General features: G+C 61.7%; 22 protein-coding genes, 1 pseudogene and 1 riboswitch. Of the genes and pseudogenes, 11 read left to right on the top strand and 12 right to left on the bottom strand.

The features are described 5' to 3' along the window. Positions 1-324 precede the first annotated feature (324 nt). A complete protein-coding gene (locus QIW53_RS23225) occupies positions 325-2,007 on the bottom strand; it encodes a fatty acid--CoA ligase (protein ID WP_371051912.1) in 1,683 nt (560 codons plus the stop codon). A 266-nt stretch (positions 2,008-2,273) separates the two neighbouring features. Then, positions 2,274-2,903: a LysE family translocator gene (locus QIW53_RS23220; protein ID WP_371051911.1), complete on the bottom strand. Its 630-nt coding sequence runs from the start codon at positions 2,901-2,903 to the stop codon at positions 2,274-2,276. 233 nt (positions 2,904-3,136) lie between these two features. Here QIW53_RS23220 and QIW53_RS23215 point away from each other — a divergent pair, with 233 nt between their 5' ends. The 3 genes from QIW53_RS23215 to QIW53_RS23205 all read left to right on the top strand — a co-directional run bounded on the left by QIW53_RS23215 (position 3,137) and on the right by QIW53_RS23205 (position 5,983). Continuing rightward, positions 3,137-4,102 carry a 2-hydroxyacid dehydrogenase gene (locus QIW53_RS23215; protein ID WP_371051910.1) on the top strand — a complete coding sequence of 322 codons (966 nt, stop codon included), beginning with the start codon at positions 3,137-3,139 and terminating at the stop codon, positions 4,100-4,102. A gap of 33 nt (positions 4,103-4,135) precedes the next feature. Beyond that, the gene (locus QIW53_RS23210; protein WP_371051909.1) at positions 4,136-5,134 is read left to right on the top strand and encodes a methyltransferase; all 999 of its coding nucleotides are present in this window, start codon (positions 4,136-4,138) and stop codon (positions 5,132-5,134) included. A 51-nt stretch (positions 5,135-5,185) separates the two neighbouring features. Then, positions 5,186-5,310: riboswitch (yybP-ykoY riboswitch) on the top strand. A gap of 88 nt (positions 5,311-5,398) precedes the next feature. Beyond that, a complete protein-coding gene (locus tag QIW53_RS23205; protein WP_371051908.1) occupies positions 5,399-5,983 on the top strand; it encodes a TMEM165/GDT1 family protein in 585 nt (194 codons plus the stop codon). 103 nt (positions 5,984-6,086) lie between these two features. Here the strand turns inward: QIW53_RS23205 and QIW53_RS23200 are convergent, their stop codons facing one another. Further along, positions 6,087-6,905 carry a M48 family metallopeptidase gene (locus QIW53_RS23200; protein ID WP_371051907.1) on the bottom strand — a complete coding sequence of 273 codons (819 nt, stop codon included), beginning with the start codon at positions 6,903-6,905 and terminating at the stop codon, positions 6,087-6,089. A 151-nt stretch (positions 6,906-7,056) separates the two neighbouring features. Here QIW53_RS23200 and QIW53_RS23195 point away from each other — a divergent pair. Next, a pseudogene (locus QIW53_RS23195) lies at positions 7,057-8,448 on the top strand (HAMP domain-containing protein); the annotation flags it as partial. A 12-nt stretch (positions 8,449-8,460) separates the two neighbouring features. After that, positions 8,461-9,303, top strand: coding sequence for a methyl-accepting chemotaxis protein (locus QIW53_RS23190; protein ID WP_371051919.1), 843 nt, complete (start codon positions 8,461-8,463; stop codon positions 9,301-9,303). A 13-nt stretch (positions 9,304-9,316) separates the two neighbouring features. On the opposite strand, the gene QIW53_RS23185 is transcribed toward QIW53_RS23190, so the two are convergent. From QIW53_RS23185 to QIW53_RS23175, 3 genes are read right to left on the bottom strand one after another with little or no spacing between them, the layout of a single operon-like run. Beyond that, the gene (locus tag QIW53_RS23185) at positions 9,317-9,940 is read right to left on the bottom strand and encodes an SOS response-associated peptidase (protein ID WP_371051906.1); all 624 of its coding nucleotides are present in this window, start codon (positions 9,938-9,940) and stop codon (positions 9,317-9,319) included. Positions 9,941-9,975: 35 nt separating this feature from the next. Then, the gene (locus QIW53_RS23180) at positions 9,976-10,236 is read right to left on the bottom strand and encodes a putative signal transducing protein (RefSeq protein WP_371051905.1); all 261 of its coding nucleotides are present in this window, start codon (positions 10,234-10,236) and stop codon (positions 9,976-9,978) included. Positions 10,237-10,244: 8 nt separating this feature from the next. Next, entirely contained in the window at positions 10,245-10,427 is a 183-nt protein-coding gene (locus QIW53_RS23175) for a CPXCG motif-containing cysteine-rich protein (protein WP_371051904.1), read from the bottom strand. Positions 10,428-10,566: 139 nt separating this feature from the next. On the opposite strand from QIW53_RS23175, the gene QIW53_RS23170 reads away from it, so the two are divergent. After that, a complete protein-coding gene (locus QIW53_RS23170) occupies positions 10,567-11,733 on the top strand; it encodes a 1-acyl-sn-glycerol-3-phosphate acyltransferase (protein ID WP_371051903.1) in 1,167 nt (388 codons plus the stop codon). Between the two features lie 119 nt (positions 11,734-11,852). Here the strand turns inward: QIW53_RS23170 and QIW53_RS23165 are convergent, their stop codons facing one another. Further along, complete coding sequence (locus QIW53_RS23165) at positions 11,853-12,131, bottom strand: hypothetical protein (RefSeq protein WP_371051902.1); 279 nt, start codon at positions 12,129-12,131, stop codon at positions 11,853-11,855. A gap of 195 nt (positions 12,132-12,326) precedes the next feature. Here QIW53_RS23165 and QIW53_RS23160 point away from each other — a divergent pair, with 195 nt between their 5' ends. Then, positions 12,327-12,533 carry a hypothetical protein gene (locus QIW53_RS23160; RefSeq protein WP_371051901.1) on the top strand — a complete coding sequence of 69 codons (207 nt, stop codon included), beginning with the start codon at positions 12,327-12,329 and terminating at the stop codon, positions 12,531-12,533. Between the two features lie 124 nt (positions 12,534-12,657). Here QIW53_RS23160 and QIW53_RS23155 read toward each other — a convergent pair whose 3' ends face one another. Beyond that, positions 12,658-13,242 carry a YajG family lipoprotein gene (locus QIW53_RS23155; protein WP_371051900.1) on the bottom strand — a complete coding sequence of 195 codons (585 nt, stop codon included), beginning with the start codon at positions 13,240-13,242 and terminating at the stop codon, positions 12,658-12,660. Positions 13,243-13,442: 200 nt separating this feature from the next. On the opposite strand from QIW53_RS23155, the gene QIW53_RS23150 reads away from it, so the two are divergent. After that, positions 13,443-13,676: a hypothetical protein gene (locus tag QIW53_RS23150; protein WP_371051899.1), complete on the top strand. Its 234-nt coding sequence runs from the start codon at positions 13,443-13,445 to the stop codon at positions 13,674-13,676. A gap of 737 nt (positions 13,677-14,413) precedes the next feature. Further along, the gene (gene mqo, locus QIW53_RS23145) at positions 14,414-15,922 is read left to right on the top strand and encodes a malate dehydrogenase (quinone) (protein ID WP_371051898.1); all 1,509 of its coding nucleotides are present in this window, start codon (positions 14,414-14,416) and stop codon (positions 15,920-15,922) included. A gap of 68 nt (positions 15,923-15,990) precedes the next feature. Here mqo and QIW53_RS23140 read toward each other — a convergent pair whose 3' ends face one another. From QIW53_RS23140 to QIW53_RS23125, 4 genes are all read right to left on the bottom strand, one after another. Beyond that, the gene (locus QIW53_RS23140; RefSeq protein ID WP_371051897.1) at positions 15,991-16,278 is read right to left on the bottom strand and encodes a PA4642 family protein; all 288 of its coding nucleotides are present in this window, start codon (positions 16,276-16,278) and stop codon (positions 15,991-15,993) included. A 63-nt stretch (positions 16,279-16,341) separates the two neighbouring features. Continuing rightward, entirely contained in the window at positions 16,342-16,827 is a 486-nt protein-coding gene (locus QIW53_RS23135) for a hypothetical protein (protein ID WP_371051896.1), read from the bottom strand. A gap of 143 nt (positions 16,828-16,970) precedes the next feature. Beyond that, positions 16,971-17,444: a WbuC family cupin fold metalloprotein gene (locus QIW53_RS23130; RefSeq protein ID WP_371051895.1), complete on the bottom strand. Its 474-nt coding sequence runs from the start codon at positions 17,442-17,444 to the stop codon at positions 16,971-16,973. A 3-nt stretch (positions 17,445-17,447) separates the two neighbouring features. Then, a complete protein-coding gene (locus QIW53_RS23125; protein WP_371051894.1) occupies positions 17,448-18,005 on the bottom strand; it encodes a hypoxanthine-guanine phosphoribosyltransferase in 558 nt (185 codons plus the stop codon). A gap of 162 nt (positions 18,006-18,167) precedes the next feature. Between QIW53_RS23125 and upp the strand changes: the two genes are divergently transcribed. Both upp and QIW53_RS23115 read left to right on the top strand, forming a co-directional pair. After that, complete coding sequence (gene upp / locus QIW53_RS23120) at positions 18,168-18,806, top strand: uracil phosphoribosyltransferase (RefSeq protein WP_192305009.1); 639 nt, start codon at positions 18,168-18,170, stop codon at positions 18,804-18,806. 2 nt (positions 18,807-18,808) lie between these two features. After that, the gene (locus QIW53_RS23115) at positions 18,809-20,083 is read left to right on the top strand and encodes a uracil-xanthine permease family protein (RefSeq protein WP_201194383.1); all 1,275 of its coding nucleotides are present in this window, start codon (positions 18,809-18,811) and stop codon (positions 20,081-20,083) included. Positions 20,084-20,124: the final 41 nt, after the last annotated feature.

Below are 20,124 nucleotides of genomic sequence, written 5' to 3'. Positions count from 1 at the left end.
GTGCATTATTGTTATGGCAGTGAGTACTTTTAAAAACGCCGTGGTTGACCGGGTGCCAAGGGCCTCCCGAAGTCACTCCAAAGTTGCATCGCCCCGTGTTGTGCGTGTGCCCCGTTCTTAAAAATCCTTGAGCGGACTATAGCCAGCAGGTAGTAGTGCTTGATCCCTCTAAAGTGTGATTTGCAGCTGCCAGCCACTCTGGAACAGTCCTTTCGCCAGGCCGACCCCTGTCGGCAAGGGAAGGATGGCTGAAAATTCCGAAATGACAAGCCAAGCGCTTGCTTGGTGGGGCTGGCGTGCCATTTTCGGCACGCCGGGAGACGCTCAAAGCGTCGAGAGGAAGGTGCTGTTGGTGGCCTGCCATTCGGTGATGTCGAGGCGGATGCGCTTCTTGTCGAGCTTGCCAACGCTGGTCTTGGGAATTTCCGTAACAAGGGCGATCTGGCTCGGGATTGCCCACTTGCTCAGGTGGCCCAACTCGACAAAGGGCTTGAGGTGTTCCTTGAGCTCCTTGGCCCCGATTTCATGGCCCTCTCGGATCACCAGCAAGGCAAACGGTCGCTCGCCCCACTGTGGATCGGCGATCCCCACCACTGCTACTTCGCGTACCGCCACGTGACGACTGATCAGGTCTTCGAGGTCCAGCGACGAGATCCACTCGCCGCCGGTCTTGATCACGTCCTTGATCCGGTCGCGAATGTCGATCACGCCCATGCTGTCCAGCGTCGCCACGTCACCGGTGTGCAGCCAGCCGCCGGCCCAGAGCTCGGCGCCCTTCTGAGGCTCGTTGAAATAGCCCTCGGTGAGCCACGGCGCGCGCAACACCAGCTCGCCCTGTGTCTCGCCGTCGGCGGGCAGGAAGTTGCCATCGCAGTCGACGATCGCCGCCTCCACCAGCGGTCCGGGGACCCCGGCCTTGATCCGATAGGTGGTACGTTCGTCTTCGGTGCCCGCCATCAACTCGTCGTTGAGGTGCGCGCAGGACACCAGCGGCCCGGTTTCCGACATGCCGTAAGCGGCGGTCAGCTGGATGCCCTTGGCCTTGGCGGCTTCGTACAGCGTGCGGTTCAGCGCACTGCCGCCGATGACGATCTTCCAGCCGCCGAAATCGGCACCCTGCGCCGCCTTGGCGTTGAGGAGCATTTGCAGGATGGTCGGCACGCAGTGGGAAAAGGTGACCTTTTCCTTGCGCCACAGCTCCACCAGGTATTCCGGGTCGTAACGCCCCGGGTACACCTGCTTGAGGCCGAGCATCGTCGCGACGTACGGCAAGCCCCAGGCATGCACGTGGAACATCGGGGTGATCGGCATGTACACGTCGTTGGTGCCCAACAGCCGCACGCTGTCGATGGCGCCCATGATGGTCGACACGCCGATGGTGTGCAGCACCAGTTGCCGGTGAGTGAAATACACGCCCTTGGGATTGCCGGTAGTGCCGGTGGTGTAGAACGTGGTCGCGACCGAGTTCTCGTCGAAATCCTCGAAGTCGTATCGTGGGCTCTCGGCGGCCAGCAACTGCTCGTATTCGCCGATGAGGTTGGGCAGGTCTGCGGTCTTTTCCGGCATGTCGGTCAGCAGCAGGGTTTTCTCGACCGTGGTCAGGTGCCCGGCCACCGCCTTGTAAAGGCCCACGAACTCGCTGTTGACCAGCACGAAGCGGTCCTCGGCGTGGTTCATGGTGTAGAGGATCTGTTCCGGTGACAGGCGCACGTTGATGGTGTGGATCACCGCGCCGATCATCGGGATGGCGAACATGCATTCCAGATAACGATGGCTGTCCCAGTCCATCACTGCCACGGTATCACCGGCCTTGACGCCCGCCGCCGTCAGCACGTTGGCCAGGCGCGCGACGCGCTCGATCAGGGTCGGATAGCTGTAGCGCAACTGGTCGCGGTAAATGATTTCACGGGTTTTCTCGTACCGAGCCCCGGACATCAGCAGCCGTTTGATCAGCAATGGGTACTGGTAAGCGCCTTCGGCTGGGGGAATAACGCGAGTCTGCAACATGGGAATCCCTTTTCTGACTGCACGGTCGTGGCTGATAGCAGGCACTTTAGTGCCCTCTCAGCCCGGCCAAATCAGCCAAAGGAATGATTTGCAGAGGCGATCAGATGCTAGCTTTGCGCCAGTATTCGCAGCTTTTCTGTAGGAGCGAGCATGCTCGCGATGGAGGTCAACGATGACGCTGGCTGCCTGACACCCACGGTGTTCTTGCGACCACCGCGAGCATGAACCAGGCGTCCCCCTCGCTCCTACAGTTTCAGGTGTGTAACTCAATGCATCTCTGTAAACGCCAGTTTCACGCCAATGGCGATCAGCACCGCGCCCATGGTGCGGTCAAACCAGTGGCCCATGCGCGCAAAACCGGCGCGTACGCGCTGCTGGCTGAACAGCATCGCCACCAGGCAGAACCAGATCGCGGTCGCCACAGCGAGGTAGACCCCGTAACCCGCCTGCACCGCCAGCGGCGTGTGCGGGTTGATGACCACGGTAAACAGCGACAGGAAGAACAGCGTGGCCTTCGGGTTCAGGCCATTGGTCACGAAGCCCGAGGTAAAGGCGCCCCGAGCGGTGCGCTCCCCGGCCTCCTTGTGCAGCTCGTCCGCCACGGGTTTGGCCGGCTGCGCGCGCAAGGCCTTGAAGCCGATGTACAGCAGGTAGGCAGCGGCGGCCCATTTCAAGGCGTTGAACAGCATGATCGACTGGGACACGATCAGGCCGATGCCCAGCAACGAATAGCCCACGTGCAGGAAAATCGCCGTGCCGACGCCCAGCGCAGTCCAGGTGCCGGCGCGCCGGCCGTGGGTCACGCTCTCGCGCACCACCACAGCGAAGTCCGGGCCGGGGCTGGCGACGGCCAGCAGGTGGATGAGGGCAACGGTCAGGAATTCTGTCCAGTACAAGGGGATACCTCGGATGATCGGTCAAAAAAATCTGCGGGGGGCAGCTCTTGTGGGAGCGGGCTTGCTCGCGAAAGCGCTGGGTCAGCCAATGAATGTCGTGACTGACACACCCCTTTCGCGAGCAAGCCCGCTCCCACAGGTCTCATGGCGCGCCGGCAGGGAGTAACCATTTGTTTCTATCTGGTAGGCTCGGCAGATTACGCCTTCCGTTCAATGCACAAAAGGTACAGTTGATGACGAATGTTCGCCGCGCCGTTTTCCTCGATCACCCCTCGCTGGACCTCGGCGATCTCGACCTCAGCCCCCTGCGCGATTGTTTCGACGAATTGCAACTGTTCGCCCAGACCACCCCGGAGCAGGTCACCGAACGCCTCAAGGGCGCGACCGTCGCCATCAGCAACAAGATCCTGATCGACGCCGCCGCTATTGCCGCCAGCCCCGAGCTGAAGCTGATCCTGATCACCGCCACCGGCACCAACAACGTCGATCTGGCGGCCGCCCGCGCCCATGGCGTGACGGTGTGCAATTGCCAGGGTTACGGCACGCCCTCCGTGGCGCAGCACACGATCATGCTGCTGCTCAACCTGGCCACGCGCCTGGCCGACTACCAGAAAGCCGTGGGCGAAGGTCGTTGGCAGCAGGCCAAACAGTTCTGCCTGCTGGATTACCCGATCGTCGAACTGGAAGGCAAAACCCTCGGACTGCTCGGTCACGGTGAACTGGGTGGCGCAGTTGCGCGTCTGGCCGAGGCGTTCGGCATGCGCGTGTTGCTCGGCCAGATTCCCGGCCGCCCTGCCCGCCCGGATCGCCTGCCGCTGGATGAGCTGTTGCCGCAGATCGATGCCTTGACCCTGCACTGCCCGCTCAACGAGCACACCCGGCACTTCATCGGCGCCCGCGAACTGGCCTCCATGAAGCCGGGCGCATTCGTGGTGAACACCGCACGCGGTGGTCTGATCGACGAGCAGGCGCTGGCCGACGCCCTGCGTAACGGCCACCTCGGCGGCGCCGCTACCGACGTGCTCAGCGTCGAACCGCCAGCCGCCGGCAACCCGCTGCTCGCCGCCGACATTCCGCGCCTGATCGTCACGCCGCACAACGCCTGGGGCAGTCGCGAGGCGCGGCAGCGAATCGTCGGCCAATTGACCGAAAACACACTGGGCTTCTTCAGCGGTAAGGCACTGCGGGTCGTCAGTTGATAAACTGCCGCACTTTTTTTCAGGGAGCAGAGTATGGATCCGCGCAGTGAAGTACTGCTTCGTCAGGCCGAGTTGTTCCAGGGTTCGGTATTGCTGGCCGGTTTGCCCGCCGACGATTTGCTGGGGCGCCTGCCAGACGCCCACGGCTGGTGCTGGCATGCGGGCGACCAGGCTGCACTGGACGCTCGTTTCGAGGGGCGCAGTCATTTCGGCGTGAACGCTCCCGAGCGCCCATTCGAGACTGCCGTGGTGTTTCTGCCCAAAGCCAAGGACCTCAACGATTACCTGCTCAACGCCCTCGCTTCGCGCCTGGCCGGTCGAGAATTGTTCCTGGTGGGGGAAAAACGCAGCGGCATCGAAGGCGCGGCCAAGCAGTTGAACCCGTTCGGCAAGCCACGCAAGCTCGACAGTGCGCGACATTGCCAGCTCTGGCAGGTCACCGTGGCCAATGCGCCGCAGGCCAAACCCCTGGAAAGCCTGGCCCAGACCTACGAACTGCCGCTGGCAGAAGGTCCGCTGAAGGTCGTCAGCCTGCCCGGCGTGTTCAGCCATGGCCGACTGGATCGTGGCAGCGCGTTGTTGCTGGAGCACCTGGACAAATTGCCGAGCGGTCATTTGCTCGACTTCGGTTGCGGTGCAGGTGTTCTCGGGGCAGCGGTCAAACGTCGCTACCCACACAATGAGGTGACTCTGCTCGATGTCGACGCTTTCGCGACCGCCAGCAGTCGCCTGACGCTGGCCGCCAATGGCCTGGAAGCGCAAGTCATCACTGGGGATGGCATCGACGCAGCGCCGATGGGCTTGAGTGCGATCCTGAGCAACCCGCCGTTCCATGTCGGGGTGCACACGGATTATTTCGCCACCGAGAACCTGCTGCGAAAAGCACGCCAACATCTGAAAAACGGCGGCGAACTTCGCCTTGTTGCCAACAGCTTCCTCAAGTACCAACCCCTGATCGAAGAGCACCTGGGCGTGTGCGCGATCAAGGCCGAGGGACAGGGTTTTCGAATCTATCGGGCGAAACGCGGCTGACACGTTTATTAAAACAAGGGGCTTGCCCAATCGGATTTGCCTAGGCAGAATCCGCTCCGTCCTAGGGGAGTAGTCTCCCACGAGCGCCATGCTCGTCCGGCATGCGTCAACATACTTGGTCCTCAGACCATGGCGCATGCGACCCAAGCGTCCGCACCAGACGGATCGCAGGGTTTGACAAGACCTATGACACGAACACCTTACCCGGGGCGGGAAGGTTGTACGTGTCATAGCCGTGTCGACCCGCCCCTTAGGAAAACCCTGATGCTGGATTCATTTCTCGTTCCCACCGCAATCGTTGCCTTGGCCGAAATCGGCGACAAGACGCAACTGCTCGCGCTGATCCTGGCCGCCCGCTTCCGCAAACCGTGGCCGATCATTGCCGGCATCGTCGCCGCGACACTCGCCAACCACGCGGCAGCCGGGGCGGTGGGTGCCTGGTTCGGCAGTTTCTTCTCGGATGCGATGCTGCACTGGATTCTCGCCGCGAGCTTCGCTGCAACAGCGCTGTGGACCCTGGTGCCGGACAAGATGGACGACGACGAGGCCAGCACCACGCGCAAATTCGGCCCCTTCCTGACCACCCTGATTGCGTTCTTCCTCGCGGAAATCGGCGACAAGACGCAAATCGCGACGGTGATGCTCGCCGCGCAATACCCCGAATTGTGGCTGGTCATCATCGGCACCACCCTCGGCATGCTGATTGCCAACGTGCCGGTGGTACTGGCAGGCAATTTTGCTGCGGAAAAACTGCCGTTGACGCTGATCCGTCGCCTGGCGGCGTCGGCGTTCTTCATCCTGGCGCTGGTGGCGGTGTACAAGGCGATGCAGAGCAGCGGCTGGGTTTGAACCGCGTCATCGTTCATCGCGAGCAGGCTCGCTCCCACATTGGAATGCAAACGACTGTGGGAGCGAGCCTGCTCGCGATGACGTCAGGAGCAACAGCGCAAAATCAGGACTTCGGCGCTTTCTCGTACAACGGCATCACCTTCGGAATCGCCGCTTCCAGTGAGGCAATCCGGCTGCTCGAGGCCGGGTGAGTGCTCATGAACTCCGGCGGCGAACCTTCGGAAGCCTTGCTCATCTTGTTCCACAGCGTGATCGCGGCGTTCGGGTTGTAGCCGGCACGGGCAGCCAGTTCCAGACCGATCAAGTCCGCTTCGTTTTCGTTGGCACGACTGTTGGGCAAGGTCATGCCGTAGTTGGCGACGGTGTCCGCCAGCGCCAGGCTGTCCTGCCCCAGGCCGAACAAGGCACCCGCGCCCTGCTTCGCCATCTCGATGCCGTAAGCCTTGGACATCGCTTCACGACCGTGTTCACGCAGGGCGTGGGCGATCTCATGTCCCATGACCGCCGCGATTTCATCGTCGGTGAGCTTCAGGCTGTCGATCAACCCGGTGTAGAAAATGATCTTGCCGCCAGGTCCGCAGTTGGCGTTGAGTTCATCGCTCTTGATCAGGTTGACTTCCCATTTCCACTGGGCCGAATCCGGGCGGAAAACCGGTGCCTGGGCGATCAACCGATTGGCAATCGCCTGGACACGCTTGGCCTCGGTGCTGGTCTTGTCCAGCACGCCCTGGCTGCTCGCCTCGCCCACGGTCTTTTGATAGGACTGGGCATACATCTGGTTGACTTCGTCCGTGGACAACATGCTGAACATGTACTGCTTGCGCTCCACGCCCACCGCACCGCCGCTGGTGGTGTTGACCGACTGACACCCGGCGAGCATCAGCGCCGCACTCAGAGCACCTACAACCAATCGCTTGTTCATCAAAAAACTCCTTGAAAACATGCCGCGTATCCTAGGCGTCCAATTGTATTGACGCCAGATACAACAGACAGTCAGCCGAACATTTCGGATAAGACCCCGCAGCAGGAAAAAATTCACATTCACCTGCCGACCGCAGCCGGCTTCGATCCAAATGCGACATCCACCACGCCAAAACAGTCAATCGAGCGCGCCGCACTCAGGCCGCCAATCCCAGTGCCGATACAGCCGCAGATGTTCCCTTGCCTGCGGAGTCACCATGAAGTTCAAGTCGATCCAGTTTTCCGTGGCGGCGCTGGCCGGCGCCATCGTTCTCAGCGTAGTCGCGGCGCTGGTGCTGTACGCGTTGTTCTCCGGTGCGCGCACCCAGGACATGATTCAGGCACGCACCCAGGCGCAATTCGAGCAGGTCATCGAACAACGCCTGACGTCCCTCGCGCAAACCCAGGTCAGCCAGATCCAGCGTGAACTCGAGGCGCCCCTGTTGATTGCCGGCGGGCTGGTCAGGGTCAACACACTGCTTGGCACGCCGGGCCCCGACGGCCAGCCGCAATTGAGCCTCAAACGTGAACAATTGATCAGCCTGATCAAGGAAAACGTTGCCAGTAACCCGAAAATTCTCGGCACTTACATCGCCTGGGAACAGAACGTACTGGATCGCGATGACGCGGCCTACATCGGCACCCAAGTGAAGGGCATCGACCCGGCCGATGGCCGCTTTCTGCCGTGGTGGTTCCGCAACGCCGACGGCAGCCTCGGCCTGGACAAACTGGTGGACGTCGACGACCAGAAGACCTTGTCCACGGGCGTGCGTGCCAGCGAGTACTACCTGTGCTCGAAAGAGACCAAAAAGGCCTGCGTGATCGATCCGGCGCCCTACAAGGTCGGCGACAAGATCGTCATGCTTGCCTCGTTCATCGAACCGATCATGCTCAACGGCGCCTTCCAGGGCATCGTCGGCGCCGACCTGTCGGTGAACTTCATCCAGGAAATGCTCCTGGGCGCCAACCAGAAGCTGTACAGCGGCTCCGGCGTCATGACGCTGATCGGCGGTAACGGTCGTATCGTCGCCTACACCAAGGACCCGAGCAAATTCGGCGAGAAGGTCAGCGACATCCTCGACAGCCGGCAGATAGCCAACATGGCCAACCTCAAGCGCGGCGAAGTGACCTACAGCGTCGACAAGGCTCAGGGCCGGATCGAGCTGTACCTGCCCTTCGGCATCGGCCAGACCGATGCGCGCTGGACACTGATGCTGCAATTGCCGCTGGACGCGGTCATGGCCGACCTGCAAAAGCTGCAGGCCGACTTCAATTCCCAACGCAAGTCCGACACCTTCGGCATGGCCGTGGTCGGCCTGGTGATTGCCGGGGTGGGCTTGCTGGTGATCTGGCTGGTGGGCCACGGCATCGCCCGTCCGCTGCGCCAGATGGTGGCCATGCTCGACGACATCGCCAAGGGCGAAGGTGACCTGACGCGGCGCCTGACCAGCGATCGGGCCGATGAGCTGGGCTCGATCGCCAAGGGTTTCAACACCTTCCTCGCCAAATTGCAGGCGATGATCACCCAGGTCGTGACCTCGGTGCAGAGTGTCAGCGATTCCTCGGAGCACACCGCCGACATCGCCATCCGCACCAACATCGGCGTGCAGAAACAAATGGTCGAGATCGATCAGGTCGCCACCGCCGTGCACGAAATGACCGCCACTGCCCAGGACGTGGCGCGCAATGCCACCCAGGCGGCGCAAGCGGCCAGCCATGCTGACCAGTCGGCCGCCCAGGGCAAGCAGATCGTCCAGGACACCTCGAAGTCGATCGGGGTGCTGGCGGTGGAAATCGGCAAGGCCGTGAACGTGGTGCAAACCCTGGCCAAGGACAGCGAGAACATCAACGCTATCCTGACCGCCATTCGCGGCATCGCCGAGCAGACCAACCTGCTGGCCTTGAACGCGGCCATCGAAGCGGCACGCGCCGGCGAGCAGGGCCGAGGTTTTGCGGTGGTGGCCGATGAAGTGCGCAACCTGGCGCAGAAAACCCAGCAGGCCACTGAAGAAATCCAGACCATGATCCAGCAACTGCAACAGGGCACACGTGACGTGGTGCGGGTGATGGAAGACAGCCAGAGCCGCACCGACGAGAGCGTGCAGCATGCGGCCAGGGCGGCCGAGGCACTGGATGCGATCACCCAGGCCGTGTCGGTGATCAACGACATGAACACCCAGATCGCCAGTGCGGCCGAGGAACAGAGCGCGGTGGCCGATGACATCAACCGCAACGTGATCAACATCGGCCAGGTGGCCAATGAAGTGGCGGGCGGTGCCGACGAGTCGAGCGCCGCCAGTGCCGGCCTGACCAAACTGGCGGAGCAGCAGCGGCGGTTGATCAATCAGTTCAAGGTTTGATCGCTGGGCACCCTCAGGCGGGGGTGAGGCACTCCGGCCCATTCAACTTCGGATCATTGACCAGGTTGGCCAACACCCGCTCGCGCAACGCGGCGGGTTCACTGGCCAGTAACCCCTGCAACACATGCAGGGGTGTCTCGGGATCGAGCCAGGCGTCCTGCCCCGCCGCATCGAGAATCAGCGGCCGGCGCTGACTCGCCGCCGGCTGGGTGATCACGGCGGTGCTCAGCCACACCTGCTCCTGCACCGGATAGGCCTCCCAGACGGCAGCGAAAAACAGTGAAGAACCTTCCCCGGGCGTCAGCCAATAGGGGCGCTTGCGCGTGGTGCCGCGCCATTCGTAAAAACCGTTGGCCGGCAGCAGGCAGCGCCGTTCGCGCAAGGCCTGACGAAACATCGGCTGCTCGGCCACGGTTTCGGCCCGGGCGTGCGCCGGAGTGCGGGACAGGTCGGTCAGCCACGGCGGCGTCAGCCCCCAGCGCGCCCGGGCCAGCTCGCGCTGGCCGTCGGCACCGGCACGCAGCATGAGCACCGAATCGTTGGGGGAAATATTCCACTGGGCCTGCTGGTCGGCAGGAAAGCCTGGCAGGGCCGCAAACGCGGGGTTCCAGCGAAACAGGGCATAACGTCCACACATGGGGCAGCACGACTCTTGATAAAACGACCGTCAGCCTAACAGACCAGCGTGCCGGGAAAACTGTCCGGCTCATCGCCGGGCAGCGGCAGCGCGGCATTGTACGCGCGGATCAGCTCCCGGGCGTACTCGGCCTGGTCGTTGTCCACGGCCAGCCCAAGCAATCCGAAGATCGGCAGTTCGCCGCTGGCGCCCATCAGGTCGCGCCCGACCAGATGCGCCTCGATGCCCTCGCTGGCAAGCATGCCTTGCAGCAATTCACCTTCCATCAGGTTTTCCGGTTCGTAGATTCGTTGCATGGCGTCCTTCAATCGTTCTCGCTGAAGACTTCGAGATGCCATTCAGCGCCGTCGACCTGCAGCACGAAGGTGATCGGCCGACAACACACCTGGCAGTCTTCAATATAGGTCTGATCCCCGGCGGACAGGTCCAGGGAGGTTTCGACTTCCTCGCCACAGTACGGGCATTCATACACTGCGCTTTCCAGCATCGCGGTCTCCCAGGTGACTTGTGCGTATAATCGCCGGTCTATTTGCAGGGCTATTGGTGTCTGGCTACCTTTTCAGACCGTGCCCCGTCGGTTTTCGATCAAAACCTTTACTTACCCTAGCCGTTTCCAACAAGAGAGCATGATGGGCGAATTCGATGCCATCCGACCTTACGACGATAGCGAAGTCCCAGCAGTGCTGGCACGTTTGCTCAGCGACAAGGCGTTTCTAGATATCCTCACCCACTTCCGCTTTCCGCGTTTCGCCGGTGCCTTCGGCTGGATGCTCAAACCTCTTATAGCGCATCGCTTGCGTCGTGAGTTCGCCGGCGTCAATTCGGTGGCCACGCTGCAGGACAAGGTCGAGTATTACGTCGACCACACCATCGACCGCGCCACGGACGGGGTGACTTATACCGGTGTCGAGCAGTTCAAGTCCGGCAGCGCCTACCTGTTCATCGCCAACCACCGCGACATCGTGATGGACCCGGCCTTCGTCAACTATGCCGTGTACCACGCCGGCCTGCCGACACCGCGCATCGCGATCGGCGACAACCTGTTGCAGAAGCCCTTCGTCAGCGACCTGATGCGCCTGAACAAGAGCTTCATCGTGCACCGCTCGATCACCGGCCGCCGGGAAAAAATGGCGGCCTACCAGTTGCTGTCCGCCTACATCAACCACTCGATCCGCAACGATTGCGCCTCGATCTGGATCGCCCAGGCCGAAGGTCGGGCCAAGGACGGCGATGACCGCACCGAGTCGGCGATCCTCAAGATGTTCCACATGAGTCGCAAGGACGAGCCGTTCGGCGAGGTGATTCGCTCGCTGAACCTCACCCCGGTATCGATCAGCTACGAGTACGACCCCTGCGACCAGGCCAAGGCCCGCGAGCTCTACATCCGCGCCACCACCGGCACCTACACCAAGGTGCCGGGCGAGGACGATGTGAGCATCGCCAAGGGCATCACCGGCTACAAGGGCCGGGTTCACGTGAACTTCGCCGCGCCGATCAGCGAACTGTTCGAAGACACCAAGCAATTGGCGATCGAAATGGACAAGCAGATCCTCGGCGGGTATCGCCTGTTCCCGGTGCATTACCTGGCGTACGCGCAGTGGCAGGACGCCGACCCGCAATTGCAGGTGCCGACCGCCGACCAGGTGTTTGGCGCCGATGAACTGGCCAAGGCCCGGGAAGAATGGCAACAGCGCCTGGACGCCTGCCCTGAAGAGCACCGCCCGTTCCTGGTGCTGCAATACGCCACGCCGGTGCGTAATCAATATCGGGTGAAGGCCGGGTTGCCGCTTTAATTCGGGCAGGGCACCTGTGGGAGCTGGCTTGCCAGCGATGACGTTGTGTCAGTCAACAGCGTTGTGACTGATCCGCCGCTTTCGCGGGCAAGCCCGCTCCCACAGGGATCAGAGTCTGTTCAGACGCGTGTGCTGATCCACGACACCAACAATGCCAGGCCCAGGCAGGCGAAGCCGAAACGATAGAAAAACCGGTTCATGCGCACGGTGGCCCAATCGATGCTGGGCTCGTCGCTCGGGCGGCTCTGACGTTGCGCTGCAAGGCTGGCCTGCGCGCGCAGTTCGCGACGGCGGGTGGCGTGCAGCAACCAACTGCCCGGAAAGGCAAACAGCAGGGCCAGCAGGTTGATCAATTTGGCGGGATGGGCAGTAAACAGCGTCATCAAGTGCAGCGACATCACGAACCTCGGACATGACAGGTGTAACAGGCGCCGAACCGGCGGCTGCGGCGCGGATTCTACCGAAAGACGACCAGGCTGCCCGCCGGTTTGCGATAAATAACGCACCATTTGGCAGATTCCTGTCCTGCGTCACGGCTTCGTCATCTGAATAGGCCAGTCTCTCGCCCCACCAAAACCGACACGGACCTTGTCATGCTGCACGCCGAAAACCAGGATCGCCTCTACCTGATCGCCCCGACCGACGAACAACAAACGCTGGTCGGCAGCCTCGCCTTCAACGTTCAGGATCGACATTGGCTGGTGTATTGCGCGCTGGGCGGCCATCAACATGCGGATCTGCCGGAGGCAGACCTGCTGACGGGCGTGAGCGTGCTGGACTTTTACTCGGAAGCGGCTTGAAACGCCGCCCCCCTGTAGGAGCGAGCATGCTCGCGATGGTCTTTAACGATGACGCTGGCCGCCTGACATCCCGCGGCGCTTTCGGATCCATCGCGAGCATGCTCGCTCCTACAGCGGGACCGCGTTACTCGGCCAGGATCTGCCCTACGGTCGGGTCCTTGAACAGACGCGTCAACGCATCGCTCAAGACATCGCTGACCAGCTTGGTGTTGGTTTCCTGGTTCGGCGCCATGCCGAAACGCTGGTCCAGGGACGCGCCGTAACGGCCGCTGTAACGGCGGTTGGCGTTCTGCACATCGGAACGGAATGTCGCGCCGATGGTGGCTTCTGTTACGTACATGCCTTCCTTGGGCGACTGATATTTCAGTTCGGCCAGGGTTACGGTCAGTTGCGGCGCATTCATCGCATTGGACGTCGGGGTGAAGCCCAGCAGACGCACGGCCGCTTCAGCCTGGGCCTGCAGCTTGGGCAGGATCTGCTCGCGCTGCACGGTGATCGCGCTGGTCTCGGGATACAGACCACCGCGTGTGCCCAGGGTCGGCGAAGGACGACCGTCCACCACGCGAACCACCACAGGCTGGCCACGGCCGACCGGCGCCAGCTGAGTCGTCAGCTTCGGCTCCGGATTGAGTTGTTGCGGGCTGTGGGCGCAGCCGACCAGCGTCAAGCTGGTCACAGTGATCAAACCGAACAACAAGCGTTGCAACATGCTCTTCTCTCCAGAATCAGGCACAGACAGGCCGGCAGTATAGCGGTGCGGCCGTGCGGCGAACCAGCGCGACAACAAAGGATTAATCCGACACACCCTTGGGATTTCACGCCTGTCACACAGATTTCACCCTCCGTACACTTGCACGTCACGTTTTTTTGACAACCTCCACAGCCATCACCCCTTCAAGGTATCCGGCCATGCGCTACCTGATCTCGTTGTTTGCACCCCGTCCGTTGCACCGTTGCTTCGCCCTGCTCGACCGCAATGGTCATTGCCAGGCCTTCAAGCAATGCAACCTGCAGCCAATGGGCGAAGGCTGGGTCGAAATCGAGGAAATCCGCCTCAACTGGCTGCATCAGCCCCTGCCCGCCAGCGCTCGTATCAGCCCGCGTCGACCTCGCGCCAGGGCCCAGCAACTGCTGGCCACCTGACCAGACGCCTAATAAAAGTCATTAAACACACCCATTTCCCCGCGTTTCTTAGATACAATCTCCCCCCGATTATAAGGACGTCTCCTGATCGGGCCTCGCAGCATCGTCAATGCTTCGGTATTGGCACCCCGCACCGCCCCACAGAGAGCCGCCCACACAGATCGAGTGAAGCTGGCGCGCTTGCTGTTCCTTGAGCAACCCCCTCTTTGCGCGAATCTGCAGAGCTGTCATTACGCTCGGTCACTGAGCTTTTGCCCGTTTGTCCGTCATGCATCAACGACGGCCATCCATCCGGGCACGGTGCCAGGCTGGGGCAGCCCTTTTTTGAGGTTCACGTCTTCAAAAGAGCGTGAAAAAAACGGGTTTTCACAACTTCACAAGAGTGTGGCGAGCAAATGAATAGTTTTGCGTCTGAATATGCACCATTAGCGTCTGGAACAGCCCAACGACACAGGACCGAGTACGCCTCGACGACCGGAGCCTGAAGCCTGTCCGCTACGGATTTGGTTGCACGAACGGAGGTCTCGACCATAAGTCGAATTGCCAGTCGCCCGCTGAAATGAGTTCATGTGACTCTGATCAAGCCCGGCAGGCAGCGTCCGTCGAAGTTGCGAAAAATTGCGAAGATTCGGACATGGCGATCCTGCCACGAATACCTTGGGGCAACACAGACACGCCCCGGAACGCCTGGCAGCCATGCCGTCAATTTGGTGCTGCAGATTTTGGAGACGCGTTAAATGGCGCATAACGAAGCAGTCGACGTAGTACTGGTAGGGGCCGGCATCATGAGTGCCACCCTGGCCGTGCTGCTCAAAGAGCTCGACCCCGCGATCAAGCTGGAAGTCGTCGAGCTGATGGATTCCGGTGCCGCGGAGAGTTCCAACCCGTGGAACAACGCCGGTACCGGTCACGCCGGCCTGTGCGAGCTGAACTACACGCCGCAGGCTGCCGATGGCACCGTCGACATCAAGAAAGCCGTGCACATCAACACCCAGTTCGAGGTGTCGAAGCAGTTCTGGTCGTACCTGACCAAAAAAGGCACCTTCGGTTCGAGCAAGTCCTTCATCAGCCCGGTGCCGCACCTGAGCTACGTGGAAGGCGAAAACAGCGTTGCGTTCCTCAAGGAGCGCTTCAAGGTGCTGAGCCAGCACCACGCTTTCGCCGACATGGAGTACACCGAAGACAAGGCCAGGCTGGCCGAGTGGATGCCGCTGATGATGCCGGGGCGCCCGGCGGACCAGGTGCTGGCGGCCACCCGCGTGATCAACGGCACCGACGTCAATTTCGGCGCCCTGACCAACCAGTTGCTCAAGCACCTGACCAGCGCACCCGATGCCCAGGTCAGGTACTGCAAGCGCGTGACGGACCTCAAGCGTAACAAGGACGGCTGGACCGTCAGCATCAAGGACGTCAACAGCGGCAGCACCCGTGACGTCGATGCAAAATTCGTGTTCCTGGGCGCTGGCGGTGCCGCCTTGCCACTGTTGCAGGCTTCGGGCATCGAGGAAAGCAAAGGCTTCGGCGGCTTCCCGATCAGCGGCCAGTGGCTGCGCTGCGACAACCCCGAAGTGGTCAAGCACCACCAGGCCAAGGTCTACAGCCTGGCGGCCGTGGGTTCGCCACCGATGTCCGTGCCGCACCTGGACACCCGTGTGGTCGACGGCAAGAAATCCCTGCTGTTCGGACCGTACGCCGGTTTCACCACCAAGTTCCTCAAGCACGGTTCCTTCATGGACCTGCCGCTGTCGGTTCGCGCCGGCAACATCGGACCGATGCTCGCCGTGGCGAAGAACAACATGGACCTGACCAAGTACCTGGTCAGCGAAGTGATGCAGTCGATGGAGCAGCGCCTGGAGTCTCTGCGTCGCTTCTACCCACAGGCCAAGGCCGAGGACTGGCGCCTGGAAGTGGCCGGCCAACGGGTGCAGATCATCAAGAAGGATCCGAAGAAAGGCGGCATCCTGCAATTCGGTACCGAACTCGTCGCGGCCAAGGACGGTTCCCTGGCAGCCCTGCTCGGCGCTTCCCCAGGTGCTTCGGTGACGGTTTCGATCATGCTGGAACTGATCGAAAAATGCTTCCCGGGCAAAGCGTCCGGCGAATGGGCCGCCAAGCTGGCGGAAATTTTCCCGGCCCGCGAAAAAGTCCTGGAAACCGATGCGGCGCTGTACCGCAAGATCAATGCGCAGAACAACGTTGCGCTGGAACTGGTTGAAGCCAGCAGCGAAACCGAAAGCTACGCCTGATTCGACGCCATGAAAAACGCCCCGTTCTCACTGAGAACGGGGCGTTTTTTTTATGCGCGGCGAAAGCCTCAGCCGCGAGCCTTTTCGATCAGCTCGATGTAATCCGGCGCATTGCGCTGATCCTGAATCAGGGCAACGAAGTCATGACCATGCTCATCCTTGCCATCGAGGTCATAACCCGCCTCGACGAAGAATGTCAGGAAACGTTCGAAGTCGTCGATGCGCAGGCCACGATAGGCCTTGATCAGCTTGTGCAAGGACGGCGAAGTGGCATCGACCGGTTCGAAATCGAGGAACAACCTGATCTGCTCGTCGCCGATCTCGTCACCAATCACTTGCTTCTTATCTTTACGCATTGCCGACTCCAGCTTGCAGACATTTCACGGGGCAGGCAGTTTACCCCTCACTGGCCGCCAGGCTCAACGCGGGCGAACGGCGCCAGTGTGCAGGTCGGCCCAGACGTGGCCGTTGGCGTAGCTGAGAAACTGGCAATACACCGTTTCATTGCGCAACAGGTCGATCACCACACGGTACTGTGCCAGCGGGTAAAACAGCGTCAGGGTTTTGCTCTTGTCGTCGTAGATCGGCTTTTTCAGGCTTTTGCTCTCGCCGTCGAAATTCACCAGCACCTGGTTGATGGTCGCGCCCTTGTTCAGGGATTTGCCCTTCAGGCGAATCAGCAGCGGCGAGGTCACCGGGATGGGCTGCTGGTTGGACTGACGCTGACTGCCGACCACCACCGAGTATTCGGTGACTTGCAACAATTGCTGCTGCTCGGGCTCGGCATCACGCACGGTCAGGTCATCGGGTGGCAGGAACTGTGCGTGCATCGGTGCGGGCGCGGCGGCCAGGGGCAGGCTGAGGGTGAGCACCAGGGCGGCGCAGCAGCGGGTCAAAGCATTCATCACAGACCTCTTGTAGGAGCGAGCATGCTCCGGGCGGCGTTCCGACGATGGTAGCTCAGGCACCGCTGGCATGCAGGCTTCCAGCGTTATCGTTGACGTCCATCGCGAGCAGGCTCGCTCCCATGGGAGCCAGGGGCGGGAAATCAATCGAACTGCTCACGCATCCACGCCTGATACTCCGCCACGCCAGGCTCACCTTCACGGGGCGCCCAGGTCGCGAGTTCACCCTCGCCCACCGGCCGGTAAGGGCCGGCCTTGCACTCGAACATCAGGCTGTCGGCTTCCAGGACCACCAGGCCGTGGAACACGCCGGGTGGCAGGTCCACCCCCACGCACTCGCCACCGGCCTGAAGGACCCGCTTGGCCACCACTGCGCCGGACTCGTCGAAGATCAGCAAACCCAGGCGGCCTTTGAGGACCAGCAGGGTTTCCGCCTTGTCCTGGGCCAGGTGTCGATGAGGCGGGATATAGGTCGCCGGTTGCAGGCCCACCGCCATGCGATGGCAAGGCTCTTCCATCTGATGGAAATTATGGTGCTGGCGTGCGCGCGGGTTCGCCGCGGCCTTCTCGGCAAGTTCGCTGAACAGGGTCTGGTCGAGAAAGCGCGGCGTGTTCATGGTTTACATTCCTTTAACGGCAAAAATCCCGTTGGCGTTACGCCAGTAGCCCTTGTAGTCCATGCCGTAGCCGAAGATGTAGCGGTCGATGCACGGCAGGCCGACGAAATCGGCTTTCAGGTCCGGACGCGCCTTGCGGTCATGGTCCTTGTCGATCAGCACGGCGGTGTGCACCTTGCGCGCGCCGGCGTGTTTGCAGAAGTCGATGATCGCGCCCAGGGTGTGGCCTTCGTCGAGGATGTCGTCGATGATCAGCACATCGCGGTCAATGAACGACACTTCCGGCTTGGCTTTCCAGAACAGCTCGCCGCCGCTGGTTTCATTGCGATAGCGGGTGGCGTGCAGGTAGGACGCTTCCAGCGGGAATTGCAGGTGGGTGAGCAGCTTGCCGGCGAAGATCAGCCCGCCGTTCATCACGCAGAACACCACCGGATTGGTTTCGGCCAGTTGCTCGTTGATGTGCGCCCCCACACGGGCGATGGCCGCCTCGACTTCAGCTTCGCTGTACAGGCAGTCAGCCTCGCGCATGATTTGACGGATATGCTCGAGATCAGCGGACATGGCGCTCTCCAAGGGTGGCAGGTCGGGAAAAGCGGGCAAAGGTACGCATCCCGCGAGGTCAGATCAAGCGTTTGTGGACTAACGTACTCTATGTCTATAGGACAACACCCTCGGATAGATTAATCTAGGCCGGTTTTTTTGCCCGCCGCCGGAGCCTTTCCCATGCCCATCCTCGAGATCCGCCATCCGCTGATCCGTCATAAACTCGGCCTGATGCGCCGCGCAGACATCAGCACCAAGAATTTTCGCGAACTCGCCCAGGAAGTCGGCGCCCTGCTGACCTATGAAGCCACCAAGGACCTGCCGTTGGAAACCTACGACATCCCGGGTTGGTGCGGCACCGTGTCGGTGGAAAAAATCGCCGGCAAGAAAATTACCGTGGTGCCGATCCTGCGCGCCGGTATCGGCATGCTCGAAGGCGTGCTCAGCCTGATTCCGGGCGCCAAGGTCAGTGCCGTGGGCGTGGCTCGCAACGAAGAGACGCTGCAGGCCCACACCTACCTGGAAAAACTGGTGCCGGAAATCGACGAACGTCTGGCGATGATCATCGACCCGATGCTCGCCACTGGCAGCTCCATGGTCGCGACCATCGACCTGCTGAAAAAGGCCGGTTGCCGTGACATCCGCGCCATGGTCCTGGTCGCGGCGCCCGAAGGCATCGCCGCCGTCGAAAAGGCTCACCCCGACGTGACCATCTACACCGCTTCGATCGACCAGAAGCTCAACGAACATGGCTACATCATTCCCGGCCTGGGCGATGCCGGCGACAAGATCTTCGGCACCAAGCAGAAGGACGCGTAAGCATGCAGCAGGAGTTCAACGATCCGCTCTGGCGCACGGTGCTGTCCGGCGCGCAGATGCTGTTCGTGGCGTTCGGCGCCCTGGTGTTGATGCCGCTGATTACCGGCCTCGACCCTAACGTGGCGCTGTTCACCGCGGGCCTGGGGACGATCCTGTTTCAGGTCGTCACCGGGCGCCAGGTGCCGGTATTCCTGGCCTCGAGCTTCGCCTTCATCACCCCGATCATTCTCGCCAAGGGCCAGTTCGGCCTGGCCGCGACCATGGGTGGCGTGATGGCGGCGGGTTTCGTCTACACCTTCCTCGGCCTGGCCGTGAAGATCAAGGGCACCGGGTTCATCGACCGTCTGCTGCCGCCGGTGGTGATTGGCCCGGTGATCATCTCCATCGGCCTGGCCATGGCCCCGATCGCCGCCAACATGGCGATGGGCAAGGCGGGTGACGGCACCGAGCTGATTCACTACCAGACCGCGATGCTGATCTCGATGCCGGCGCTCCTCACCACCCTGATCGTCGCCGTATTCGGCAAGGGCATTTTTCGCCTGGTGCCGATCATCTCCGGCGTGCTGGTGGGTTTCGCCATGTCGTTCTATTTCGGCGTGGTCGACACCGCCAGGATCGCCGCCGCGCCCTGGTTCGCCATTCCGGCCTTCACTGCGCCGGAGTTCAACTGGCAGGCGATCCTGTTCATCGTACCGGTGGCGCTGGCGCCCGCCATCGAACACATCGGCGGGGTGATTGCCGTCGGCAGCGTGACCGGTCGCGACTACCTGAAAAAGCCCGGCCTGCACCGCACGCTGTTCGGCGACGGCATTGCCACCACCGCTGCGGGCCTGTTCGGCGGCCCGCCCAACACCACTTATGCCGAAGTGACTGGCGCGGTGATGCTGACCAAGAACTACAACCCGAAAATCATGACCTGGGCGGCGATCTTTGCCATCAGCCTGGCGTTCATCGGCAAATTCGGCGCGTTGCTGCAAAGCATCCCGGTGCCGGTGATGGGCGGGATCCTGTGCCTGTTGTTCGGTTCGATTGCGGCGGTGGGCATGAACACGCTGATCCGCCACAAGATCGACCTGGGCGAAGCGCGCAACCTGGTGATCGTCTCGGTCACGCTGGTGTTCGGGATTGGCGGCGTACTGGTCGGCACCGGCACCGGCCCGGACGACTTCGGCCTCAAGGGCATCGCGCTGTGCGCGGTGGTGGCGATCGGACTGAACCTGATCCTGCCAGGCAATGACGGCTGGAAGAACAAGAAGGCGGATGAGCCTTTGCTGTAAGGCCCGCAGCACTTTGTCGTTCAAACGACAGCTACCGCGAG

The sequence above is a fragment of the Pseudomonas fluorescens genome (assembly GCF_041354075.1).
Classification (GTDB): domain Bacteria; phylum Pseudomonadota; class Gammaproteobacteria; order Pseudomonadales; family Pseudomonadaceae; genus Aquipseudomonas; species Aquipseudomonas fluorescens_CE.
Note: the sequence above shows the minus strand (reverse complement) of the source record. Positions and strands in the feature narration are given on the sequence as shown.